Here is a 17,674-nt window from a genome sequence, read left to right as displayed (position 1 = left end):
TCAACGGCGGCGTCATCTCATACACTGTTATGTCAATACTATGGTAATCATGCGTCTTCCTCCCTTAAAAGCCATTCGCGCCTTTGAAGCCGTATACCGTCACGGCAGCATTCTTGGCGCCGCCGCCGAGCTTGGTGTTGTACGCGGCGCGGTGCGCCAGCAGATCTCGATCCTGGAGAACTATTTCGGTGAGAAACTGTTCGAACGCGATGGCAGAAAATTGGCTGCGACCGCGAAAGCTGCACTGTTCGCGGAGGCCTCCACCGCTGCCTTCGCGACGCTGGAACGCGCCGCTGCAGATTTTGTCGGTGGCGAGGATCGCCGCATTCGCCTCGGCGTACCTTCGGCCTTTGCTATATGGTGGCTGATGCCGCGGCTTGCAAACATGCAGGCTGAGCTTGGCGTCGTCGACGTCGATATCGTGCCGATGTCGGTCGTCGAGCCGCTGGCGCTGCACCCGGAACTCGACGCCGTCATCATGGGCGCCGAATACCGGCCAACGGCAGGGGTGACAGCGGTCAAGTTCATGGAGGACGAATTCGGACCCGTCGCGACACCGGATCTGGCAGAAAGGATCGCCGGCGATCCCGCGCGGATGGTGGAGATCACCGCTCTTGTCAGCCGCAGCGCGCCAACCCTTTGGCAGGAGTGGTTTGCCGAGAGCGGCACTCAGGCCGTGATGTTCCGGCGCAAGCAGGAATTCGAGGATCTGCTGCTGGTGCTCGGGGCGGTGCGATCGGGGATTGGTGTTGTGCTCGCGCCGCGCGCTGCCATCGAAGATGACTTGCAGCGCAATCTGCTTGCTGCACCCTATGGCTTCATTCGCCGACTGGCCGGCTATAGCCTGTGCTGTCGCAACGTCGACTCGCCGAAACCCGCGTTCGTCGCCCTTCGCGACTGGTTGCTCCGCTCTGGCGCGGCGACGCAATAGGGCAGATTTTCTGCCCTATTGCGCAGAATTATCTCCATGGTCGAAAGGCGCTGCCGAGCCTAACACTGCGTTGCGAGCAAAAGGACATGGATATGCAAAGAGTAGCAAGCCGCATCGAATGGATCGGCAACAGCTGCAGGTTGCTCAAGGCAACGGCGGCAGAATTCGAGAAGACCCAACCGTTCAACGGCTTGACCATCGGCACGGGGATTCATCTGGAGCCGAAGACCGTGGCGCTGCTGATGACCCTGAAAGCCGGCGGCGCACGGCTTGTCTGCACCGGAAATCTGAACAGCACGCAGCCTTCGACTGTCGAGTTTCTCCGTTCGCAGGGGATCACTGTGTTCGCGACCCAGACAACGGACCCAGTCGCGCATCATGAGAGCCTGCAGGCGGTCGTCGCGGAAAAGCCGGATCTTCTGCTCGACAACGGCGGCGACCTCTTGGCGATTGCGGCCGGGGCTCCTTACGCCAGCCTTCTCGGAGGCACCGAGGAGACTACGTCAGGCCGCACACGCCTGCTGCCGATACGGGCAAAATTGAACATGCCGATCCTGGTCATCAACGACAGCCCGATCAAGCAGTTCGCCGAAAACAGACATGCCGTCGGCCAGAGCCTTTTCGAAAGCTACATGCGCTTCACCAACCGCTCGACCAACGGCAAGCGTGTGACGGTTTTCGGCTACGGGGCCTGCGGCAAGGGAACCGCCGCCTGTTTCCGCAACGCGTTTTCAGCCGTCAGCGTCGTTGATATCGATCCGGTGACGGCGCTGGGGGCGCATCTTGACGGATTTTCCACGCCGCTGCGCAACGAGGCGATTGCCTCGGCCGACGTGCTCGTCACCGTTACGGGCTTTCCCGCGATCATCACCGCAGCCGACCTTCCGCTGATCAAGGATGGTGCAATCCTGATGAATGGCGGACATTTCCCGCATGAGATCGACGTTGCCGTATTCCGGCAGCACCCCGATGTCGTGCGGATCGATCGCTACGAGGCGGATCACATCGAGACCCTGCACCTGAAGGACGGTCGCTCTTTCCATGTTCTCGGCGGTGGCCACATGGCGAACCTCGCCGGTCCCAGGCCGCTCGGCAATTCCGTTGAATCGATGGATCTTGGTTTCACGCTGCAGGCGCGCTGCCTCGAGCGTGTCGCCAGACGCGAAGTCGGCGCCGAGAGCTGTCTCGTCCCGGTACCCGCGGATATCGATGCCATGGTGGCGAGCGCCTATCTCGATCTGGCGCGATAGGTGACGGGCGCGGCGAGATTCCGCCGCGCGCGTCTAGATTTCAGGCGATCTCCACCACCAGCTTGCCGTTTGCCTGACGGTTTTCGATCAACGCGTGCGCTTCGGCGGCGTCGGAAAGTCCGAAGCGGCGCGCGTCCAGCCTCGGCATCAGCTTGCCGGCCTCGACGAGCTTGCCCACCTCGCGCAGGATCTCGCCGTGGTGGCTTCGCCCTTCGCCGGTCAGAAGCGGCAGCAGCGTAAAGACGCCCGAATAGGTCGCCGCCTTGAACGACAGCGGGGCAAGCGCATGCGTCCCCCATCCGAGCGCGCTGACGACGTGGCCAAACCGGCCGACCGCCTGGAAGGCTGTATCGAGGCCCGGGCCGCCGACGGTATCGCAGACGATGTCGAAGCCCTTGCCGGCCGTGTGATTGCCGACATAGTCCGCCACGGTCTCTACCCTGTAGTCGATCGGCGTTGCTCCAAGGCTTCTGAGATAGCCAGCCTTGGAGCCACCGTCGACGGCAAACACATCAGCACCCGCGGCTTTTGCGATCTGTACGGCAATGTGCCCCACGCCACCGCCGGCGCCGAGGACAAGAACCTGCCGGCCTTCGCGGACATTGGCTCGATCGACCAATCCTTCCCAGGCGGTAATCGCGATCAGCGACAGGGCTGCTGCCTCCCGCATCGAGAGATTGTTGGGCTTCGGCGCGATCAGCCGGGCGTCGACCGCTGCGAATTCAGCCAACGAGCCCTGGATGCCGCCGACGCCACCGGTCATGCCATAGACTTCGTCGCCGCGATGGAACTCGGTGACGCCGGGACCGACCTGCTCGACGACGCCGGCAATGTCCATACCTAGAACGGCCGGGAACGGATGGCGCGCATGGGTGGCATTGCCGGCGCGGATCTTGGTGTCCAGCGGATTGACGCCGCTTCCCTTGATACGGACTAAAACCTCGCCTTCGCGCGGCGCCGGCCGGGCGATCTCGGCCAGGCGGAAATCCGCGTTCGGCGCGTCGATCAGGAGCGCCTTCATCGTTGTGATCTGTGACATGCAACTCTCCTTCGTCTGTTGTTGCCTGGAGAATGCGCCGTTGATATGAGAATGGAAATGAAAGACATTGCACGAAGTTCATACATTTTTGTATGGGAGTCGGCTTGTGGAATGGAGCGATCTCAAACTGTTTCTGGCGATCGCGCGCCAGGGAACTCTCGGCGCCGGCGCCCGCAGCCTCGGCCTGACGCAGCCGACGATGGGGCGTCGCCTTCGCGCCCTTGAAATCTCGCTCGGCCAGACCCTGTTTCAGCGGACAGCCGACGGGTTTGTGATGACCGACGAGGGCGCAGCCGTCTTTGCCCACGCCGAGCGGATGGAAGAGGAAGCACTCGGGCTCGAACGCGAACTTGCCGGACAGAGCCGGCAATTGAGCGGCTTCCTGCGCTTGTCCTCTTCGGAGTGGTTCGGTGCACATGTGCTGGCGCCGGTCCTTGCGGAATTCTCGCTGCGCTATCCGAAGATCGTCGTGGAATTGCTGACCGATAGCCGCCTGCTCAGTCTCTCCCGCCGGGAGGCGGATGTCGTCGTTCGGATCGCGCCCTTTACCGAGCCGGACGTGATATCGAGGAAGCTGCTGCATATCGACTACCGGCTTTACATCCGCCGAGGGGCGGAGCACCCGAAGGCAGGAGATGGCGCGGGCGCGCGCCTGGTAACGATGGACGAGGCGTTTGGCGGCATGCCTGATGTGACATGGCTGGCGCGTCTTCTGCCAAAGGCCGAGATTGCCATGCGCAGCAACAACCGCGATGTCCAGGCGACGCTGTGCAGGAATGGGGCCGGGCTCGCCGTCCTGCCGCGCCCCCTTGGCGATTCAATCGCTGATATCGAGCCGGTCGACCTCGGTGAAGCGCCGCCGGGGCGCGACACCTGGATTGGCTATCACCGGGATATGAAACGGCAGGCGCGCTTGCGGGCGCTGCTTAATCTCGTCATCGAGAGACTGGCGAATTGAGCGCTAGAAACCTCTAGCGTTCCCAGTAGGGAACCGGGCCGCAGATCTCGGCGAGATAATCGATGAACAGCCCTACCTTGGCCGGCAAGAACTGGCGGCGGGGAAAGACTGCGGAAAGCCCCCGCCTCGTGAGCAGGGCCTCAAGACTAAGCGGGCCAGTGGGTTTTGGGTGCCAAGTCCGCCGCGCCGGTCCTTAGGATCCGATCTCCCGGTTCGATCAACCCTGAAATTTTGCCTGTCGCGGTGACTGGAAAAGGCGACAAGGTATTGCGCATTAATCGCACTAGATCTCTATTAGGGGTAGTGAAGATTGTAAGCCACAGCTCGCTGTTTCATCCTGAGGTGCTCTGATCCCGGCAAGCGCTTATAGTGCACCCCCGCATTTCCTGGAGTTATAAAGATGGGTTGGTCTCTGAATCTCGGCACGATCGCTGGCACGACCATTCGCGTTCACTTCACCTTTCTGCTTTTGCTCGTCTGGATCTGGCTGATGCACTACCAGATCGGCGGCACGGCGGCCGCGTGGGAGGGCGTTATCTTTATCCTTGCCGTCTTTGTCTGCGTGGTCCTGCACGAATTCGGCCACATCACAGCCGCCCGGTATTTTGGCATTCGCACGCCCGACATCACGCTTCTGCCGATCGGCGGCGTGGCCAGGCTCGAACGCATGCCGGAAGAGCCGGGACAGGAGTTCGCAATCGCGATCGCGGGGCCGCTCGTGAACGTCGCGATCGCCGTGCTGATCTTCATCGCGTTGGGAGGGCCGGCGGCCGTCGAGCAGATGGCGGAGATCGAGGATCCACGCACGAATTTTCTCGTCAGGCTGGCGGGCGTCAATGTATTCTTGGTTCTCTTCAACATGATCCCGGCCTTTCCGATGGACGGCGGACGCGTCCTGCGCGCCGCCTTGGCCTCGCGCCTCTCCTGGTCACGCGCGACCCAGATCGCCGCCACGATCGGACAGGGGCTGGCCTTCGTCTTCGGTTTCGTCGGGCTCTTCTACAATCCGCTGCTGATCTTCATCGGCATCTTCGTCTATCTCGCCGCGGCGGCGGAAGCACAGAACGCGCAGATCCGGCAGGTGGCGACCAGCGTGCAGGTCGGGGATGTGATGGTCACGGAGTTCGCCCGGCTGGAACGGTCCGCAACGCTCGACGAGGCGGTCGAGATGCTGCTCGCCACCACGCAGCACGAGTTCCCGGTGGTCGACTCCGCCGGCCATCTCGAAGGATTGGTGACCCGCGACGACATGATCCGGGCGTTGAAGGAAAAGGGGCCAGCCGCTCCCGTCACCAGCGCAATGCGGAGCGACATTCCCAAGATACATTATCGGAAATCTCTGGAGGAAAGCCTGCGTCTTATGCAGGAGGCAAACGCTCCGGCCGTCGCCGCGACCGACAATACGGGACGGCTTGTCGGCCTCCTGACACACGAAACCATCGGTGAGATGCTGATGGTCCGTTCGGCCGTCCCGGATGCATTCCGCTTTGGCCGCCTGCGCGGGAACGGGCCAAGAACCGCTCGACCCAGCGGCTAACTATTCTTGAAGTGACGCGGTAAACCCTGCCGCCTGGGCTTTGGAACAACGGTCGTCGACGACGTTGCGCGCCATCTCCTCTCGACAAAGCGGCATCAAAACCGGCGTTCTCATGGATGTTCAGTCGGAGCGATCCTGCAAGGCTGAGTGTGTAACTCCAGTCTCCTTAATCCGCTCCGAATGGACAACCTCCTGAAAACCCACAGCTAGCGTTCCCAGTAGGGAACCGGTCCGTAGATCTCGGCGAGATAGTCGATGAACAGCCGTACCTTGGCCGGCAGGAACTGGCGGCTGGGATAGACCGCGGAAAGCGTCACGTTGCGCGATCCTTCGTAGGCAATAAGGATGTGCACCAACCGTCCGTCTTGGAGCTCCCTGCCGATGTCCCAGGTGGAGCGCAGCGCGATGCCGAGCCCCGATATGACGGCCTCCCTGATGACCTCGCTTGAATTGGTGACGAGCATTCCTTCCGGCCGCAGGGAAAGCGGACCCTCCGGCCCCTCCAGCCGCCAGGCATCGTTGTTGTGGGCGGGCAGGCAGCGGTGGTGCTTGAGATCTTCGATGGTCTGGGGCGTGCCGTTAGCGGCAAGATAGTCCGGCGATGCGCAGAGCAGGCGACGCACGGGGGCAAGGCGCCGCGCGACGAGGCTTGAGTCCGTCAGTTCCGCAATACGGATGGCAAGGTCGAAGCCTTCGCCGATGATATCGGTGAATTCGTCGCTGAGCACGAGATTGATCGCCAAACCGGCATGCATATCCATGAAGGATTTCAGGTGCGGGGCGACATGCATGCGTCCGAACGAGGTGGGCGCCGTCACCTTCAGCGTGCCCTGCATCTGCGCCGAGCGTCCGGAAATGTAGTATTCGGCCTCCTCGATGCCGGCGAGAATGCCAAGCACGCGATCGTAGAAGCCCTGGCCTGCCTCCGTCAGGGAGATCTGCCGCGTCGTGCGCTGCAGGAGCCGCGTGCCGAGCCGATCTTCAAGCCGTTTTATCCGCTTCGACACGACCGCCGGCGAAAAGCCGAGAGCCCGGCCGGCAAGCGACATGCTCCCCGTCGAAACGACCTTTGCGAAAATTTCGAGATCACCGAGATTGGTCATTCGTCAGATTGTTTATCCTTTTGGAATAAGTGCTTAGCATTTGCGCCGTAATCGGGAAAGTGCTAAGCCCGACTGAGCCGGCAGCGCAGAGGATGTCTCCGGTTTTCGCTGTCGGAGCGAAGGGAGAGAGTCATGTCCGATACTATTTCGTTTCTCGCCCCGCGTGCCGACGTGCTTGCCCGCCGCAGGCAGATCGTCGCAGATCTCATCGACCTGCTGCCGCCGGAATGCCTGGTGCACGAGGCGCGCGAGTTGATGCCGTTCGAGACCGATGCCTTCGTTTCCTATCGCCGGATGCCGCTTGCTGTTGCCCTGCCGCGGACGACCGCGGAAGTGGCTGCGGTCATGAAATACTGTCATCGCTATGGCGTGCCGGTGGTGCCGCGCGGCGCCGGAACGTCACTCTCGGGCGGAGCAATCCCACAGGAGGATGCGGTCGTCATTTGCGTTTCCAAGATGAACCGCATTCTCGAAATCGATCTGGCCAACCGCGTGGCGGTCGTCGAAGCCGGCGTGACCAACCTGAATATTTCAGAATCCGTCTCGGCGGACGGCTTCTTCTATGCGCCCGATCCGAGCTCACAGCTGGCCTGCACGATCGGCGGCAATATCGGCATGAATTCCGGTGGCGCGCATTGCCTGAAATATGGGGTGACGACCAACAACCTGCTCGGCGTCAAGATGGTGCTGACCGATGGCACCGTCATCGATTTCGGCGGCAAGGCATTGGACGCCGGAGGCTACGACTTGCTTGGCCTTGTCTGCGGACATGAGGGCCAGCTTGGGATAGTCACCGAAGCGACTGTCCGCCTGATCGCCAAACCGGAGGGCGCGCGGCCGGTCCTCTTCGGCTTTGATACGTCCGAGGAGGCGGGATCCTGTGTCGCCGACATCATCGCATCAGGGATCATTCCCGTCGCGATCGAATTCATGGACAAGCCAGCGATCGAAATCTGCGAGGCCTTCGCCAAGGCCGGCTATCCGCTGGATGTGGGGGCGCTATTGATCGTCGAGGTCGAAGGATCGGAGGCGGAAATGGACGACATGCTGAAGAGCATCGTCGAAATCGCGCGCAAGCATGGCGTGAAAACCGTCCGCGAATGCCAGTCGGCAACCGAGGCGGCGCTGATCTGGAAGGGCAGGAAATCCGCCTTCGGCGCGACTGGCCGGATAGCAGACTATATCTGCATGGACGGAACCGTCCCGCTCAGCCAGCTTTCTTATGTGCTGACGAAAACCTCTGAAATCATCGACAGCTATGGGCTTCGCGTCGCCAACGTCTTCCATGCCGGCGATGGCAATATGCATCCGCTGATCCTGTTCAATGCGAATGATCCGGAAGATGCCGCCCGTGCGGAAGCTGCGGGGATGGAGATCCTGAAGCTCTGTGTCGATGCGGGCGGCTGCCTCACGGGCGAGCATGGTGTCGGCATCGAAAAACGCGACCTGATGCGTCATCAGTATTCCGAGGCGGACCTGGAGCAGCAGATGGCGGCGCGCGCCGCCTTCGATCCGGCCTGGCTCCTGAACCCCTCCAAGGTTTTCCCGCTCGAGGGACGTCCGGCCGCATGATCGATCTATCGCCCACAACGGTCGAAGAGGCCGCGGCAATCGTCCGCAGCCACACCGAGGCCGGCGAGCCGCTGGCGATCTGCGGCGGCAACACTCGCTCGGGTTTCGGGAACGCCGTGGCGGCGGAAAGCCGCCTGCGGTCGTCCAATCTGCGGGGCATCACGGCCTATAATCCCGGCGAGATGGTTTTGACCGCTCGCTCGGGAACGCCGTTGTCCGAGATCGAAGCCGCACTCGCCGAGAACGGTCAAATGATGGCCTTTGAGCCCATGGACCATCGGCCGATCATGGGAACGACAGGTGAGCCGACAATCGGCGGCGTCTTTGCCGCCAATGTCTCGGGGCCGCGCCGTTTCGTCGCCGGCGCTGCGCGCGACAGCCTGCTTGGCGTGAGCTTCATCAACGGCAAGGGCGAGATCATCAAGGCAGGCGGCCGCGTGATGAAGAACGTCACCGGATTGGATCTCGTCAAGCTGATGGCTGGCTCGCACGGCACGCTGGGCTTCCTGACGGAAGTAACTTTCCGCGTGCCACCGCGGCCGAGAACCGAAGCAACGATCGTCATCTCGGGGCTGAACGATGCGGAGGCCGCCAACGCCATGGCGGCGGCGATGGCGCTGCCGGTCGAAGTCTCCGGCGCCGCACATCTGCCGATGACCGTCGCCTGGAAATTTCTCGACAGAACGCTCTCCGAAGGCGAGGGAACCTGTCTCAGGATCGAAGGCCTGCCCGGCTCAGTCGATGCCAGGGCAACCAAGCTCGCCGCAGCCATGGCTGCATTCGGATCCGTCACGCGCTTCGAGCAGGCAGACAGTGTCCGTCTCTGGAGAGATATCCGCAATGTCGCGCCCTATGCCGAAGGTACGGCTCGACCGGTGTGGCGCGTCTCCGTCGCCCCAGGGACCGGCCATCAGCTGGTCGCGGCACTTCGCCTCGAAGCCGGTGTTGACGCATACTATGACTGGCAGGGCGGCCTGATCTGGATGCGGATGGAGGCCGACGCGGATGCGGACCTTTTGCGCCGGTTCATCAAGGCGCTGGGCGGTGGCCATGCGACACTGATCCGCGCACCTGAAAAGATGCGATCTGGGATTGCGGCCTTTCAGCCCCAGCAGGAGGCTGTGGCCTTGCTATCGCAGCGACTGAAACTGAAATTCGATCCCGCCGGCATCTTCAATCCCGGGAAGATGGCAGGAGCTTGAGGCATGCAGACCAATTTCACCCCGGCCCAACTTGCCGACCCGCACGTTGCCGAATCCGAGAAGATCCTGCGCAAATGCGTGCATTGCGGCTTCTGCACCGCGACCTGTCCGACCTATGTCACGCTCGGCAATGAGCTCGATAGCCCCCGTGGGCGCATCTATCTGATCAAGGACATGCTGGAAAACGGGCGCCCGGCCGACGCCGAGGTCGTTACCCATATCGACCGCTGCCTCTCCTGTCTCGCCTGCGTAACGACCTGTCCCTCCGGTGTCGATTATATGCACCTTGTCGACCATGCGCGGGCGCACATCGAAAAGACCTACAAGCGTCCTTTCATGAACCGGCTCGTGCGCGCCATCCTTGCTGCTGTTCTGCCTTATCCCGATCGGTTTCGCCTCGCGATCAAGCTGTCGTCAGCGGGGCGGCCGTTCGCAGGTCTTTTAGCGCGCGCGCCCGCATTGAAACCATTTGCCGCGATGCTGGCGCTGGCGCCGCGTCGCATTCCTCCCGCCTCCGCCTATGCCGCGGCGGCAAGCCACCCGCCGGTCGGCGAGAAACGCGGTCGCGTCGCGATCTTGACTGGCTGCGCGCAGCCGGTTCTCGATCCCGGGATCAACGAGGCAACAATCAGGCTCCTGACACGGCTTGGTGTTGAAGTCGTCGTTCCCAAAGGAGAGGTTTGTTGCGGCTCGCTCGTCCACCACATGGGACGGGAAGAGCAGGCATTGGCGAGCGCACGTGCCAACGTCGATGTGTGGACGCGTGAACTCGAAGAAGGCGGGCTCGACGCAATCATCATCACCGCTTCCGGCTGCGGCACGACGATCAAGGACTATGGCCATATGCTGCGGCTGGATGCGGCCTATGCCGAAAGGGCGGCACGCGTTTCGTCCTTGGCGAAGGACATCACGGAATATCTCGCATCGCTCGAGCTCCCCGCGCAGATGCCGAAGGGCATCATCGTCGCCTATCACTCTGCCTGCTCGATGCAACACGGTCAGAAAATCACGATGGCGCCGAAGCAGCTGTTGAAGGCGGCCGGATTCAATGTCCGCGATCCTGCCGAAGGTCACCTCTGCTGTGGGTCGGCGGGTACCTACAACATCATGCAATCCGACATTTCCGATGCGCTCAAGACCCGCAAGGTCAAGAACCTCGAAGCAACGAAGCCGCGTGTGATCGCAACCGGAAATATCGGCTGCATGATGCAGATCGGGACAGGGACGGCGATTCCGATCGTTCACACGGTGCAATTGTTGGATTGGGCCTACGGCGGAGATATGCCGGAGAAACTAAAGGATCTGCCGCTGGCTTAGAGGTGCCGGATCGTCCGGTGGTCTCGAAAGCCCATGCATCGCATAGCCCTTGCGCTTGCGACCCCGCATCCGCGGTTTGAGATCGGCGACCGGTTGCCCGGCCGCCTAATTGCTTGGCTTAGCCGCCGAAAATCGTCCGCAGCACGTCGATGCCGCGATCTTCGAAGCTGATTTCGCCCTGCTTGTTGCCAGGGCCGACGACGATGACCTTCGTGCCGACGGGCGCACGATCGTAAAGATCGATCACATCCTTGTTCATCATGCGGATGCAGCCGGACGACATGTTGAGCCCAATCGACCACGGCTGGTTGGTGCCGTGGATGCGGAAGCTCGTATCGTTGCCGCCCTTGTAGAGATACATGGCGCGGGCGCCAAGCGGATTGTCCTCGCCGCCTTCCTGGAAGGTCGGGAGGATGTGGCCCTTCGCCGCCTCGCGAACACGCATCTCAGCCGGGGGCGTCCAGCCCGGCCATTCTGCCTTGCGGCCGATCTTCACCACGCCCGACCAGCCGAAGCCCTCGCGCCCGACGCCGATGCCATAGCGCGTCGCGCGGTCCTTGGTTTCGACGAGATACAGGAACTTGTGGTTGGTATCGATGATGATCGTGCCGGGTGCCTCGTTGGTGATGAGGTGCACGCGCTGGCGCTTGAACTGCGGCTTGACCGACTTCGGCGGTGCGGCGACCCGAACGACAGGCGCGCGATCGTGAGCGGGTGTAATCGGCTGCGCCGAGACCGATGCGGACATGGAAGTGACCAGAAGGCCGGTGGCCGCAAGAGTCGTCGCGAATTTCAGCATGGTTGATTCCCTCAAAGCAAAACCGGACCGAAGCTACCCTAACTTCGATCCAGTTCAAGATGTCGGCGCGGAATGAAACAGCTGCGATGTCTAATTGCAACTATTCTTGGCCGCGCGCCCGATATTCGGGAGCCTTTACATGACGATGACGCGGGTTCCAACCTTTACCCGCTCGTAAAGGTCAACGACATCCTCGTTGCGTAGCCGGATGCAGCCAGAGGAAACGGCGTTGCCGATCGTCCAGGGGGCGTTGGTACCGTGGATGCGGTAGAGCGTCGAACCGAGATACATGGCGCGCGCGCCAAGCGGGTTCTCGGGACCGCCGTCCATGCGCGCCGGGAGATAGTGGCCCTTGGCGGCTTCGCGGCCAACCATTTCGGCTGGCGGCGTCCAGTCCGGCCATTCGGACTTGCGGGTAATCTTGTGCACGCCGGCCCATTCGAAGCCTGGCTTGCCGACGCCCACTCCGTAACGCCGCGCCTTGCCGCCCTCCATTACCAGGTAAAGGAAGCGGCTGTTGGTATCGATGACGATCGCGCCGGGCCGTTCCTTGGTGTCGTAGGTGACGATCTGCGGCAGAAATTGCGGCTCAAGCTGGCGGCGGACGACTGGGACGCCGGGATTGATGGCGGACAGCGGTTGCGCCACGGCGGCCGGAGCGCGGCCGAAGACGCCGGATGTGAACAGACCGCGTTTCGGAAAGGCCGGTTGTCGGTAGACGACGGGACGAACCTTGCCGCCGAGCTGCATGACCCATGGGGCTGCAAGGTCCGGGCTTAGCACGACCGGCGGGCGCGTTGCATAACGGTCGTCGCCGAGCGCAGCGGTGGAAAAGACGCCGAGCATCGCTGCGGCGAGCAGAAGGGATTTCATCATCGGACGGACTCTCTACAAATGGCCGAAAATGCACGGACGGCAGCGGCCGCCTGCCGCCACGCTGCCACCGTTCCCGCCAGCGAATCGTAAATTTGAATTCATTCAAGTCCGAAGCGAGAGATAAACTTTTCGTCAGGGTTATCGTTCGGTTTGGAAAGAGAGTTTGCAAATGGTAAAGCCGGATTCGCAGCACGAAAGCGAAGCGGGATCATGAGCGATACGGGCATCATCATCGGCGAAGACGGCAAGAGCCGTTGTCACTGGCACGCCAACCTCCCGGATTACCTCAAGTATCACGACGAGGAATGGGGGCGGCCGGTAACGGATGACATCCGCCTCTTCGAGAAGATCTGCCTGGAGGGGTTCCAGTCCGGTCTCTCCTGGCTCACCATCCTGCGCAAGCGCGAGAATTTCCGCGCTGCCTTTGCCGGCTTCGACTTCGAGAAGGTTGCGCTCTTCGACGACAGCGATATCCAACGCTGCCTCGCCGATCCCGGCATCGTGCGCCATCGAGGCAAGATCGTCTCGACGATCAACAACGCCCGCCGTGCGATCGAACTGAGGCAGGAGTTCGGGTCGCTCGCCCGGTATTTCTGGAGCTTCGAGCCCGGTCATAACGATAGGCCAAAGGTGGTCGATCGTGCCACTGTCATGGCCAACCCGACAACGCCGACATCGGTTCTCATTTCCAAGAATCTGAAGAAGCGCGGCTGGACGTTTGTCGGCCCAACCACAGTTTATGCCTTTATGCAGGCAATGGGTCTCGTCAACGATCACATCGAAGGTTGCTTCTGCCGCGTCGAGGTAGAGGCGATGCGCAATGCGCTGGTGCGCCCATGAAGGCGCTCGCGGCAACCGTCGCATTCTGCCTGGTGGCATCCGTAGCGTTCGGCCAGTCACCGGAGCTGCAGCCCGGCGAGCGACTGGAGAAGCTGCAGTTTCCGGCTGCAACCATGGAGCTCAAGGGCTGGACGAAGCTCGGCAACGGGCGGGTTTACACACTTCCCGTCAAGGCTGGCCAGCAGGTGAAGATAAGCTTTGCGACCAAGAGCAAGTTTGCCTTCCTTTCGATCTTCGATCTGGCAACGCCCGACGAGGAGGCGATCTTTGGTACCGATGAGGATGGCACCAGCTACACCGTCACAGTGAAGGACAACACCACCTGGCTGCTGCGGCCCTATTATTCCAAGGCGTCGCCGCGCCGCGGCCTGGGCGCGCCCTACAGCATTCTCGTCGAGCCGCAGGCAACAGCGCCGCAGCCCACGGCTCCGGCTGAACAGCAATCGCCGTCGCCACTTTTCCCTTCAAGGCAGTAATGAGGGGCTAGCCCAGGCCTTCGATCAACCTGCGCAGTTCTCCGAGATGTTCGATCTTGCGAAAGCGCGGTGCGTCCTTCGGTTCCTCGACATGCTCGACGACCCAGGTGAGTTCGTGCGGCACGAAGACGCCGTAGCTGCCGGCGGCAATCGCGGGGACAATGTCTGATTTCAGCGAGTTGCCGACCATCATCGCCCGTTCCGGGCCACCGCCGACCTTGGAGAAGATCCGCCGGTAGGTCACGGCGGTCTTGTCGGAGACGATCTCGACGGCGTGGAAGAAGTCGCCAAGCCCGGATTGCGCGAGCTTACGCTCCTGATCGAAAAGATCACCCTTGGTGATCATCACCAGCAGGTAGTTTTCCGAGAGCGCCGCCAAGGTCTCCTGCACATGCGGCAGGGTCTCGACGGGGTGAGAAAGCAGGTCGCGGCCGGTGTCGAGGATATTGGCAATGACGCTGGCGGGCACCTTGCCCTCGGTGACCTCGATCGCCGTCTCGATCATGGACAGCGTAAATCCCTTGATGCCGAAACCGTACTGCCGGAGATTGCGCTTCTCTGCCTCCAGCAAGCGCTCGGAAATTCTTGGACCATTTGCAAAATCGGCCAGCAATTCCGTGAAATGCGCCTCGGTAAGCCGATAGTATTGCTCGTTCTGCCAGAGCGTGTCGTCGGCATCGAAACCGATGGTCGTCAGCATGCGCGTCGTCATCGCCCATCTCCGAGTAATCTGATTTGAATCTATTGAAAGATGGCCGCGAAACAAGAGCATCGCAAAGCCGTGAGGCGAGTACACGGCATGTTGAAATGCCGCCGCCTCGCCTTACATCGATAGTGCCTTCCACGCGGCCGCATTCCGGCTGCTCCTGTCATGTGCAGGCCAACAACCAAAAAATGAACTCATCTGTCCGTAGGCAAGCCTGCGGTCGTCACAAGGAAATTTTCGACCATGCGTTACAATCAACTTGGAAATACGGGACTATTCGTCTCGGAAATCTGCCTCGGTACGATGACATTCGGCGCCGCCGGCGAAAACAACCTTTGGGGCTCGATCGCCGACGTCGACCAGAAAGCCGCCGATGAAATCGTTGCGAAGTCGCTGGCATCGGGCGTCAACTTCATCGACACGGCCGACGTCTATTCCTTCGGCGAATCCGAAAAGCTGCTCGGCCAGGCCCTGAAGAACCTCAGCGTTCCCCGTAAGGACGTGGTCATCGCCACGAAAGTCTATAGCACCATGGGCGACAAGCCGAACGACCGCGGCGCCTCGCGTGGCCACATCATGGATTCGGTCGAGGCCAGTCTGAAGCGGTTGCAGACCGATCATATCGATCTTTACCAGATCCATGCCACCGATCCGGTCACGCCGATCGACGAGACGCTGCGAGCCCTGGACGATCTCGTATCCCGCGGTCTCGTGCGCTATGTGGGTGTCTCCAACTGGCAGGCGTGGCGCATCGCCAAAGCGCTCGGCATCTCGGAACGTCGCGGTCTTGCCCGGTTCGAGACGGTACAGGCGTACTATTCGATCGCCGGCCGCGATCTCGAGCGTGACATCGTGCCGATGATGCAGGAGGAAAAGCTTGGTCTAATGGTCTGGTCGCCGCTGGCGGGCGGTCTTCTCTCCGGCAAGTACGGGCCGGGAGCGCCGGGCAACGGGGAAGGACGCCGCGCCTCGTTCGACTTCCCGCCGGTCGACAAGGATCGCGCCTGGGCCTGCGTTGCCGTGATGCGCGAGATCGCCGCGAAACACGGCACAAGCGTCGCGACCGTCGCGCTTGCCTACATCCTGGCGAAACCTTTCGTGACGACTGTCATCATCGGCGCAAAACGCGTCGAGCAGCTCGACCAGAACCTGGCGGCCGTCAACCTGAAGCTCGATGCGGACGACCTGAAGAAGCTGGACGAGGTCAGCGAACTCGCGCCCGAATATCCGGGCTGGATGCTGGCCCGGCAGGGGGCAGCCCGACGGCCGGAACCTTTCGAACCGAAGGGCTGATCAAGGCCTTGTGAAGGCGGACGCCGGGGCTTCGTGCTCCGGCGTCCTTTGCGATTACTTGCCGTGAGCCTTCAGCCAGGCCTGCATATCGGCGATCTCAGCCTCCTGGGCCTTGATGACGGCTTCCGCGAGCTTGCGAATTTCCGGATCCTTGCCGTACTCCAGCTCGATTTTCGCCATGTCGATCGCACCTTGATGGTGCGGGATCATGCCGCGGACGAAGTCGACATCGGCGTCGCCGCTATACTTCATCGTCATGTCCTTGTGCATTTTAGCGTTCGCCTGCGCAAAGGCGTGGCTCGATGCGCCGTGGTCGCCCATTGGCTTGCTCATGTCCATTTTCATCTCCTCTGCGAAGACGGGTGCGGACGAGAGTGCGAGGGTGGCCGCTATGGCGAGAACTTTCAGAGACATGGGATTTCCTTCCTCGGTCTGATACTGGAATTCAATGCGCGGCCGAAGCCGCAGCGTTCATGAAGACCGTCAGACAAGCCGGGGAGGCGGCGCCAGCGGTGCTGGGCGGGCATCCTGCATGGCGTGAGCCGGTCCGGGTGCAGGATAGGAAAACATCTGCTTGCCGGTCGCGGCGATGACGCTCAATGGCGGAATGACCAGGCAGGCCGAACAGAAGGGCATGTGCACCATACCGGCGGCCGAACAAGGATCCTGCTGCGCCGGCGACGACTTGGCCTTCTCGCCCATATCCATGCCGGTCATATGCTGATGCTCGGTGCTGGGCGTCGCAGCGACCGGCTGCATGGACAGGCATGTCGGACAGCCGGCCCATGCGGACATGGTGCCGAAGGCAAACCAGCCGAAAACCATCGCTATGATTGCAAGAAACCGCATATCGTCAAAATAGGTGCAGCGCGCGAAGAAGCCAAGCCCGCTTTATACACGTTGGCGAGAGAAGCGTCGGCCGACGTGCGGAGGCTGGCGCTAGTACGCGGCAACGACCTGATGGACGATCTGATAGCCATTGCTCTCTTCGCCGAGTGGCGCCACGGGCCACTGCCAGTTGGCCCGAACCGATGACAGCGCCACGCCGTGCAGCAGATCAGTCTCGTCATGAACCTTCCCCTGTCGGTCTATCACGGCATAGGAAACATCGGTAACCAGGCATGTCTTGCAGGGCGCTGCCTCAAGCGCCGACCGGTGCGCCTCGATCAGTTGTGCGACGGTATCGGCGGGCATGGCGCCGGCCTGTTCCGCCTCGTAGCGGCGTTGTGCGCCGCGACCGATCTGGGAGAGGAGATTGGCCGAGACGACGAAGTCGAGATACGGAACGCTTCTCAGGAACGCCAGCGGCTCTGGTTGTTTGCCCGCGGCAAGCTCGTCGTAGCCGGAGAGATCGCGCTCGATCAGCCGAACATTGCTGTAGCGCTTGAGCCGCAGCCAGAGGCGCACCGAGGCAAGATGCACGAGATCGACGAGGACGACAGTGTCAAAGGTCCTGGCTAATTCCTCAATCGGCACGTCGCGGAGCAGGCCCGAGCCCAAAACGACCGCCGTCCTCCTCTGCCGCAACTCCGCAATGGCACTTCTCACAGCGTTCCGGCTTCGCTCCTCGTGCTCCGCCCATTGCCGGCTGCAACGGCCGGCGCGGGACCAGAGATTGACGGAGTATCGGATGAACCGGCGATGCGCCTTCAATGTCATCGGAACGGTGGCAGCATAGAGAAGCGCCTCGGCAATCATCGTGTAGCTCCCGCCATTCGATCCATTCTCTCTCGTTCAATCGATTCTGTGTTCCTGATCAAGGGCCTTCGCCCTTG

At 61.7% G+C, this 17,674-nt stretch carries 18 protein-coding genes and 1 pseudogene; 10 read left to right on the top strand and 9 right to left on the bottom strand.

All coding sequences use genetic code 11. The features are described 5' to 3' along the window. Positions 1-40: 40 nt before the first annotated feature. Together RHIBUN_RS0109995 and RHIBUN_RS0109990 are read left to right on the top strand one after the other, a co-directional pair. Complete coding sequence (locus RHIBUN_RS0109995; RefSeq protein ID WP_018856895.1) at positions 41-931, top strand: LysR substrate-binding domain-containing protein; 891 nt, start codon at positions 41-43, stop codon at positions 929-931. Between the two features lie 92 nt (positions 932-1,023). Further along, a complete protein-coding gene (locus RHIBUN_RS0109990) occupies positions 1,024-2,181 on the top strand; it encodes an adenosylhomocysteinase (protein ID WP_025659465.1) in 1,158 nt (385 codons plus the stop codon). A gap of 40 nt (positions 2,182-2,221) precedes the next feature. Here the strand turns inward: RHIBUN_RS0109990 and RHIBUN_RS0109985 are convergent, their stop codons facing one another. Beyond that, complete coding sequence (locus RHIBUN_RS0109985; protein WP_018116689.1) at positions 2,222-3,220, bottom strand: zinc-dependent alcohol dehydrogenase family protein; 999 nt, start codon at positions 3,218-3,220, stop codon at positions 2,222-2,224. A gap of 106 nt (positions 3,221-3,326) precedes the next feature. Here RHIBUN_RS0109985 and RHIBUN_RS0109980 point away from each other — a divergent pair, with 106 nt between their 5' ends. Continuing rightward, positions 3,327-4,178, top strand: coding sequence for a LysR family transcriptional regulator (locus tag RHIBUN_RS0109980; RefSeq protein WP_025659464.1), 852 nt, complete (start codon positions 3,327-3,329; stop codon positions 4,176-4,178). 13 nt (positions 4,179-4,191) lie between these two features. Here RHIBUN_RS0109980 and RHIBUN_RS36350 read toward each other — a convergent pair. Beyond that, positions 4,192-4,296: pseudogene (locus RHIBUN_RS36350) on the bottom strand (LysR family transcriptional regulator); the annotation flags it as partial. Positions 4,297-4,578: 282 nt separating this feature from the next. Between RHIBUN_RS36350 and RHIBUN_RS0109975 the strand changes: the two are divergent. After that, on the top strand, positions 4,579-5,715 hold the full coding sequence (locus tag RHIBUN_RS0109975) for a site-2 protease family protein (protein WP_025659463.1): 1,137 nt from the start codon (positions 4,579-4,581) through the stop codon (positions 5,713-5,715). A gap of 206 nt (positions 5,716-5,921) precedes the next feature. Here RHIBUN_RS0109975 and RHIBUN_RS0109970 read toward each other — a convergent pair whose 3' ends face one another. Further along, positions 5,922-6,818 (bottom strand): LysR family transcriptional regulator, encoded by an 897-nt coding sequence (locus tag RHIBUN_RS0109970; RefSeq protein ID WP_018856900.1) that lies wholly within the window; start codon positions 6,816-6,818, stop codon positions 5,922-5,924. A gap of 132 nt (positions 6,819-6,950) precedes the next feature. Here RHIBUN_RS0109970 and RHIBUN_RS0109965 point away from each other — a divergent pair, with 132 nt between their 5' ends. The 3 genes from RHIBUN_RS0109965 to glcF are packed head-to-tail and all read left to right on the top strand — an operon-like array spanning position 6,951 to position 10,909. Then, complete coding sequence (locus RHIBUN_RS0109965; RefSeq protein ID WP_018856901.1) at positions 6,951-8,390, top strand: FAD-linked oxidase C-terminal domain-containing protein; 1,440 nt, start codon at positions 6,951-6,953, stop codon at positions 8,388-8,390. Further along, entirely contained in the window at positions 8,387-9,592 is a 1,206-nt protein-coding gene (gene glcE, locus RHIBUN_RS0109960) for a glycolate oxidase subunit GlcE (protein WP_025659462.1), read from the top strand. Before RHIBUN_RS0109965 ends, glcE begins: the two co-directional genes overlap by 4 nt. Positions 9,593-9,595: 3 nt before the next feature. Next, a complete protein-coding gene (glcF, locus tag RHIBUN_RS0109955; protein WP_018116683.1) occupies positions 9,596-10,909 on the top strand; it encodes a glycolate oxidase subunit GlcF in 1,314 nt (437 codons plus the stop codon). Between the two features lie 118 nt (positions 10,910-11,027). Here the strand turns inward: glcF and RHIBUN_RS0109950 are convergent, their stop codons facing one another. Together RHIBUN_RS0109950 and RHIBUN_RS0109945 are read right to left on the bottom strand one after the other, a co-directional pair. Continuing rightward, the gene (locus RHIBUN_RS0109950) at positions 11,028-11,708 is read right to left on the bottom strand and encodes a L,D-transpeptidase (protein ID WP_025659461.1); all 681 of its coding nucleotides are present in this window, start codon (positions 11,706-11,708) and stop codon (positions 11,028-11,030) included. Positions 11,709-11,843: 135 nt separating this feature from the next. Continuing rightward, on the bottom strand, positions 11,844-12,584 hold the full coding sequence (locus RHIBUN_RS0109945) for a L,D-transpeptidase (protein ID WP_018116681.1): 741 nt from the start codon (positions 12,582-12,584) through the stop codon (positions 11,844-11,846). Positions 12,585-12,794: 210 nt separating this feature from the next. Here RHIBUN_RS0109945 and RHIBUN_RS0109940 point away from each other — a divergent pair, with 210 nt between their 5' ends. Together RHIBUN_RS0109940 and RHIBUN_RS0109935 are read left to right on the top strand one after the other, a co-directional pair. After that, on the top strand, positions 12,795-13,424 hold the full coding sequence (locus RHIBUN_RS0109940; RefSeq protein WP_018116680.1) for a DNA-3-methyladenine glycosylase I: 630 nt from the start codon (positions 12,795-12,797) through the stop codon (positions 13,422-13,424). After that, entirely contained in the window at positions 13,421-13,900 is a 480-nt protein-coding gene (locus RHIBUN_RS0109935; RefSeq protein WP_025659460.1) for a hypothetical protein, read from the top strand. The genes RHIBUN_RS0109940 and RHIBUN_RS0109935 overlap by 4 nt, the downstream gene beginning before the upstream one ends. Positions 13,901-13,907: 7 nt before the next feature. Here the strand turns inward: RHIBUN_RS0109935 and RHIBUN_RS0109930 are convergent, their stop codons facing one another. Continuing rightward, positions 13,908-14,612, bottom strand: coding sequence for an HAD family hydrolase (locus RHIBUN_RS0109930; RefSeq protein WP_018116678.1), 705 nt, complete (start codon positions 14,610-14,612; stop codon positions 13,908-13,910). Between the two features lie 237 nt (positions 14,613-14,849). Here RHIBUN_RS0109930 and RHIBUN_RS0109925 point away from each other — a divergent pair, with 237 nt between their 5' ends. Beyond that, a complete protein-coding gene (locus RHIBUN_RS0109925) occupies positions 14,850-15,899 on the top strand; it encodes an aldo/keto reductase (RefSeq protein WP_025659459.1) in 1,050 nt (349 codons plus the stop codon). Between the two features lie 54 nt (positions 15,900-15,953). Here RHIBUN_RS0109925 and RHIBUN_RS0109920 read toward each other — a convergent pair whose 3' ends face one another. The 3 genes from RHIBUN_RS0109920 to RHIBUN_RS0109910 all read right to left on the bottom strand — a co-directional run bounded on the left by RHIBUN_RS0109920 (position 15,954) and on the right by RHIBUN_RS0109910 (position 17,597). Next, entirely contained in the window at positions 15,954-16,313 is a 360-nt protein-coding gene (locus RHIBUN_RS0109920; RefSeq protein ID WP_025659458.1) for a DUF305 domain-containing protein, read from the bottom strand. Positions 16,314-16,382: 69 nt separating this feature from the next. Beyond that, positions 16,383-16,724: a hypothetical protein gene (locus tag RHIBUN_RS0109915; protein ID WP_084659677.1), complete on the bottom strand. Its 342-nt coding sequence runs from the start codon at positions 16,722-16,724 to the stop codon at positions 16,383-16,385. Between the two features lie 114 nt (positions 16,725-16,838). After that, positions 16,839-17,597 carry a hypothetical protein gene (locus RHIBUN_RS0109910; protein ID WP_025659456.1) on the bottom strand — a complete coding sequence of 253 codons (759 nt, stop codon included), beginning with the start codon at positions 17,595-17,597 and terminating at the stop codon, positions 16,839-16,841. Between the last annotated feature and the right edge of the window lie 77 nt (positions 17,598-17,674).

It is taken from the genome of Rhizobium sp. IBUN (genome assembly GCF_000510625.1).
GTDB lineage: Bacteria > Pseudomonadota > Alphaproteobacteria > Rhizobiales > Rhizobiaceae > Rhizobium > Rhizobium altiplani.
This window is presented reverse-complemented; position numbering and strand designations above follow the sequence as displayed.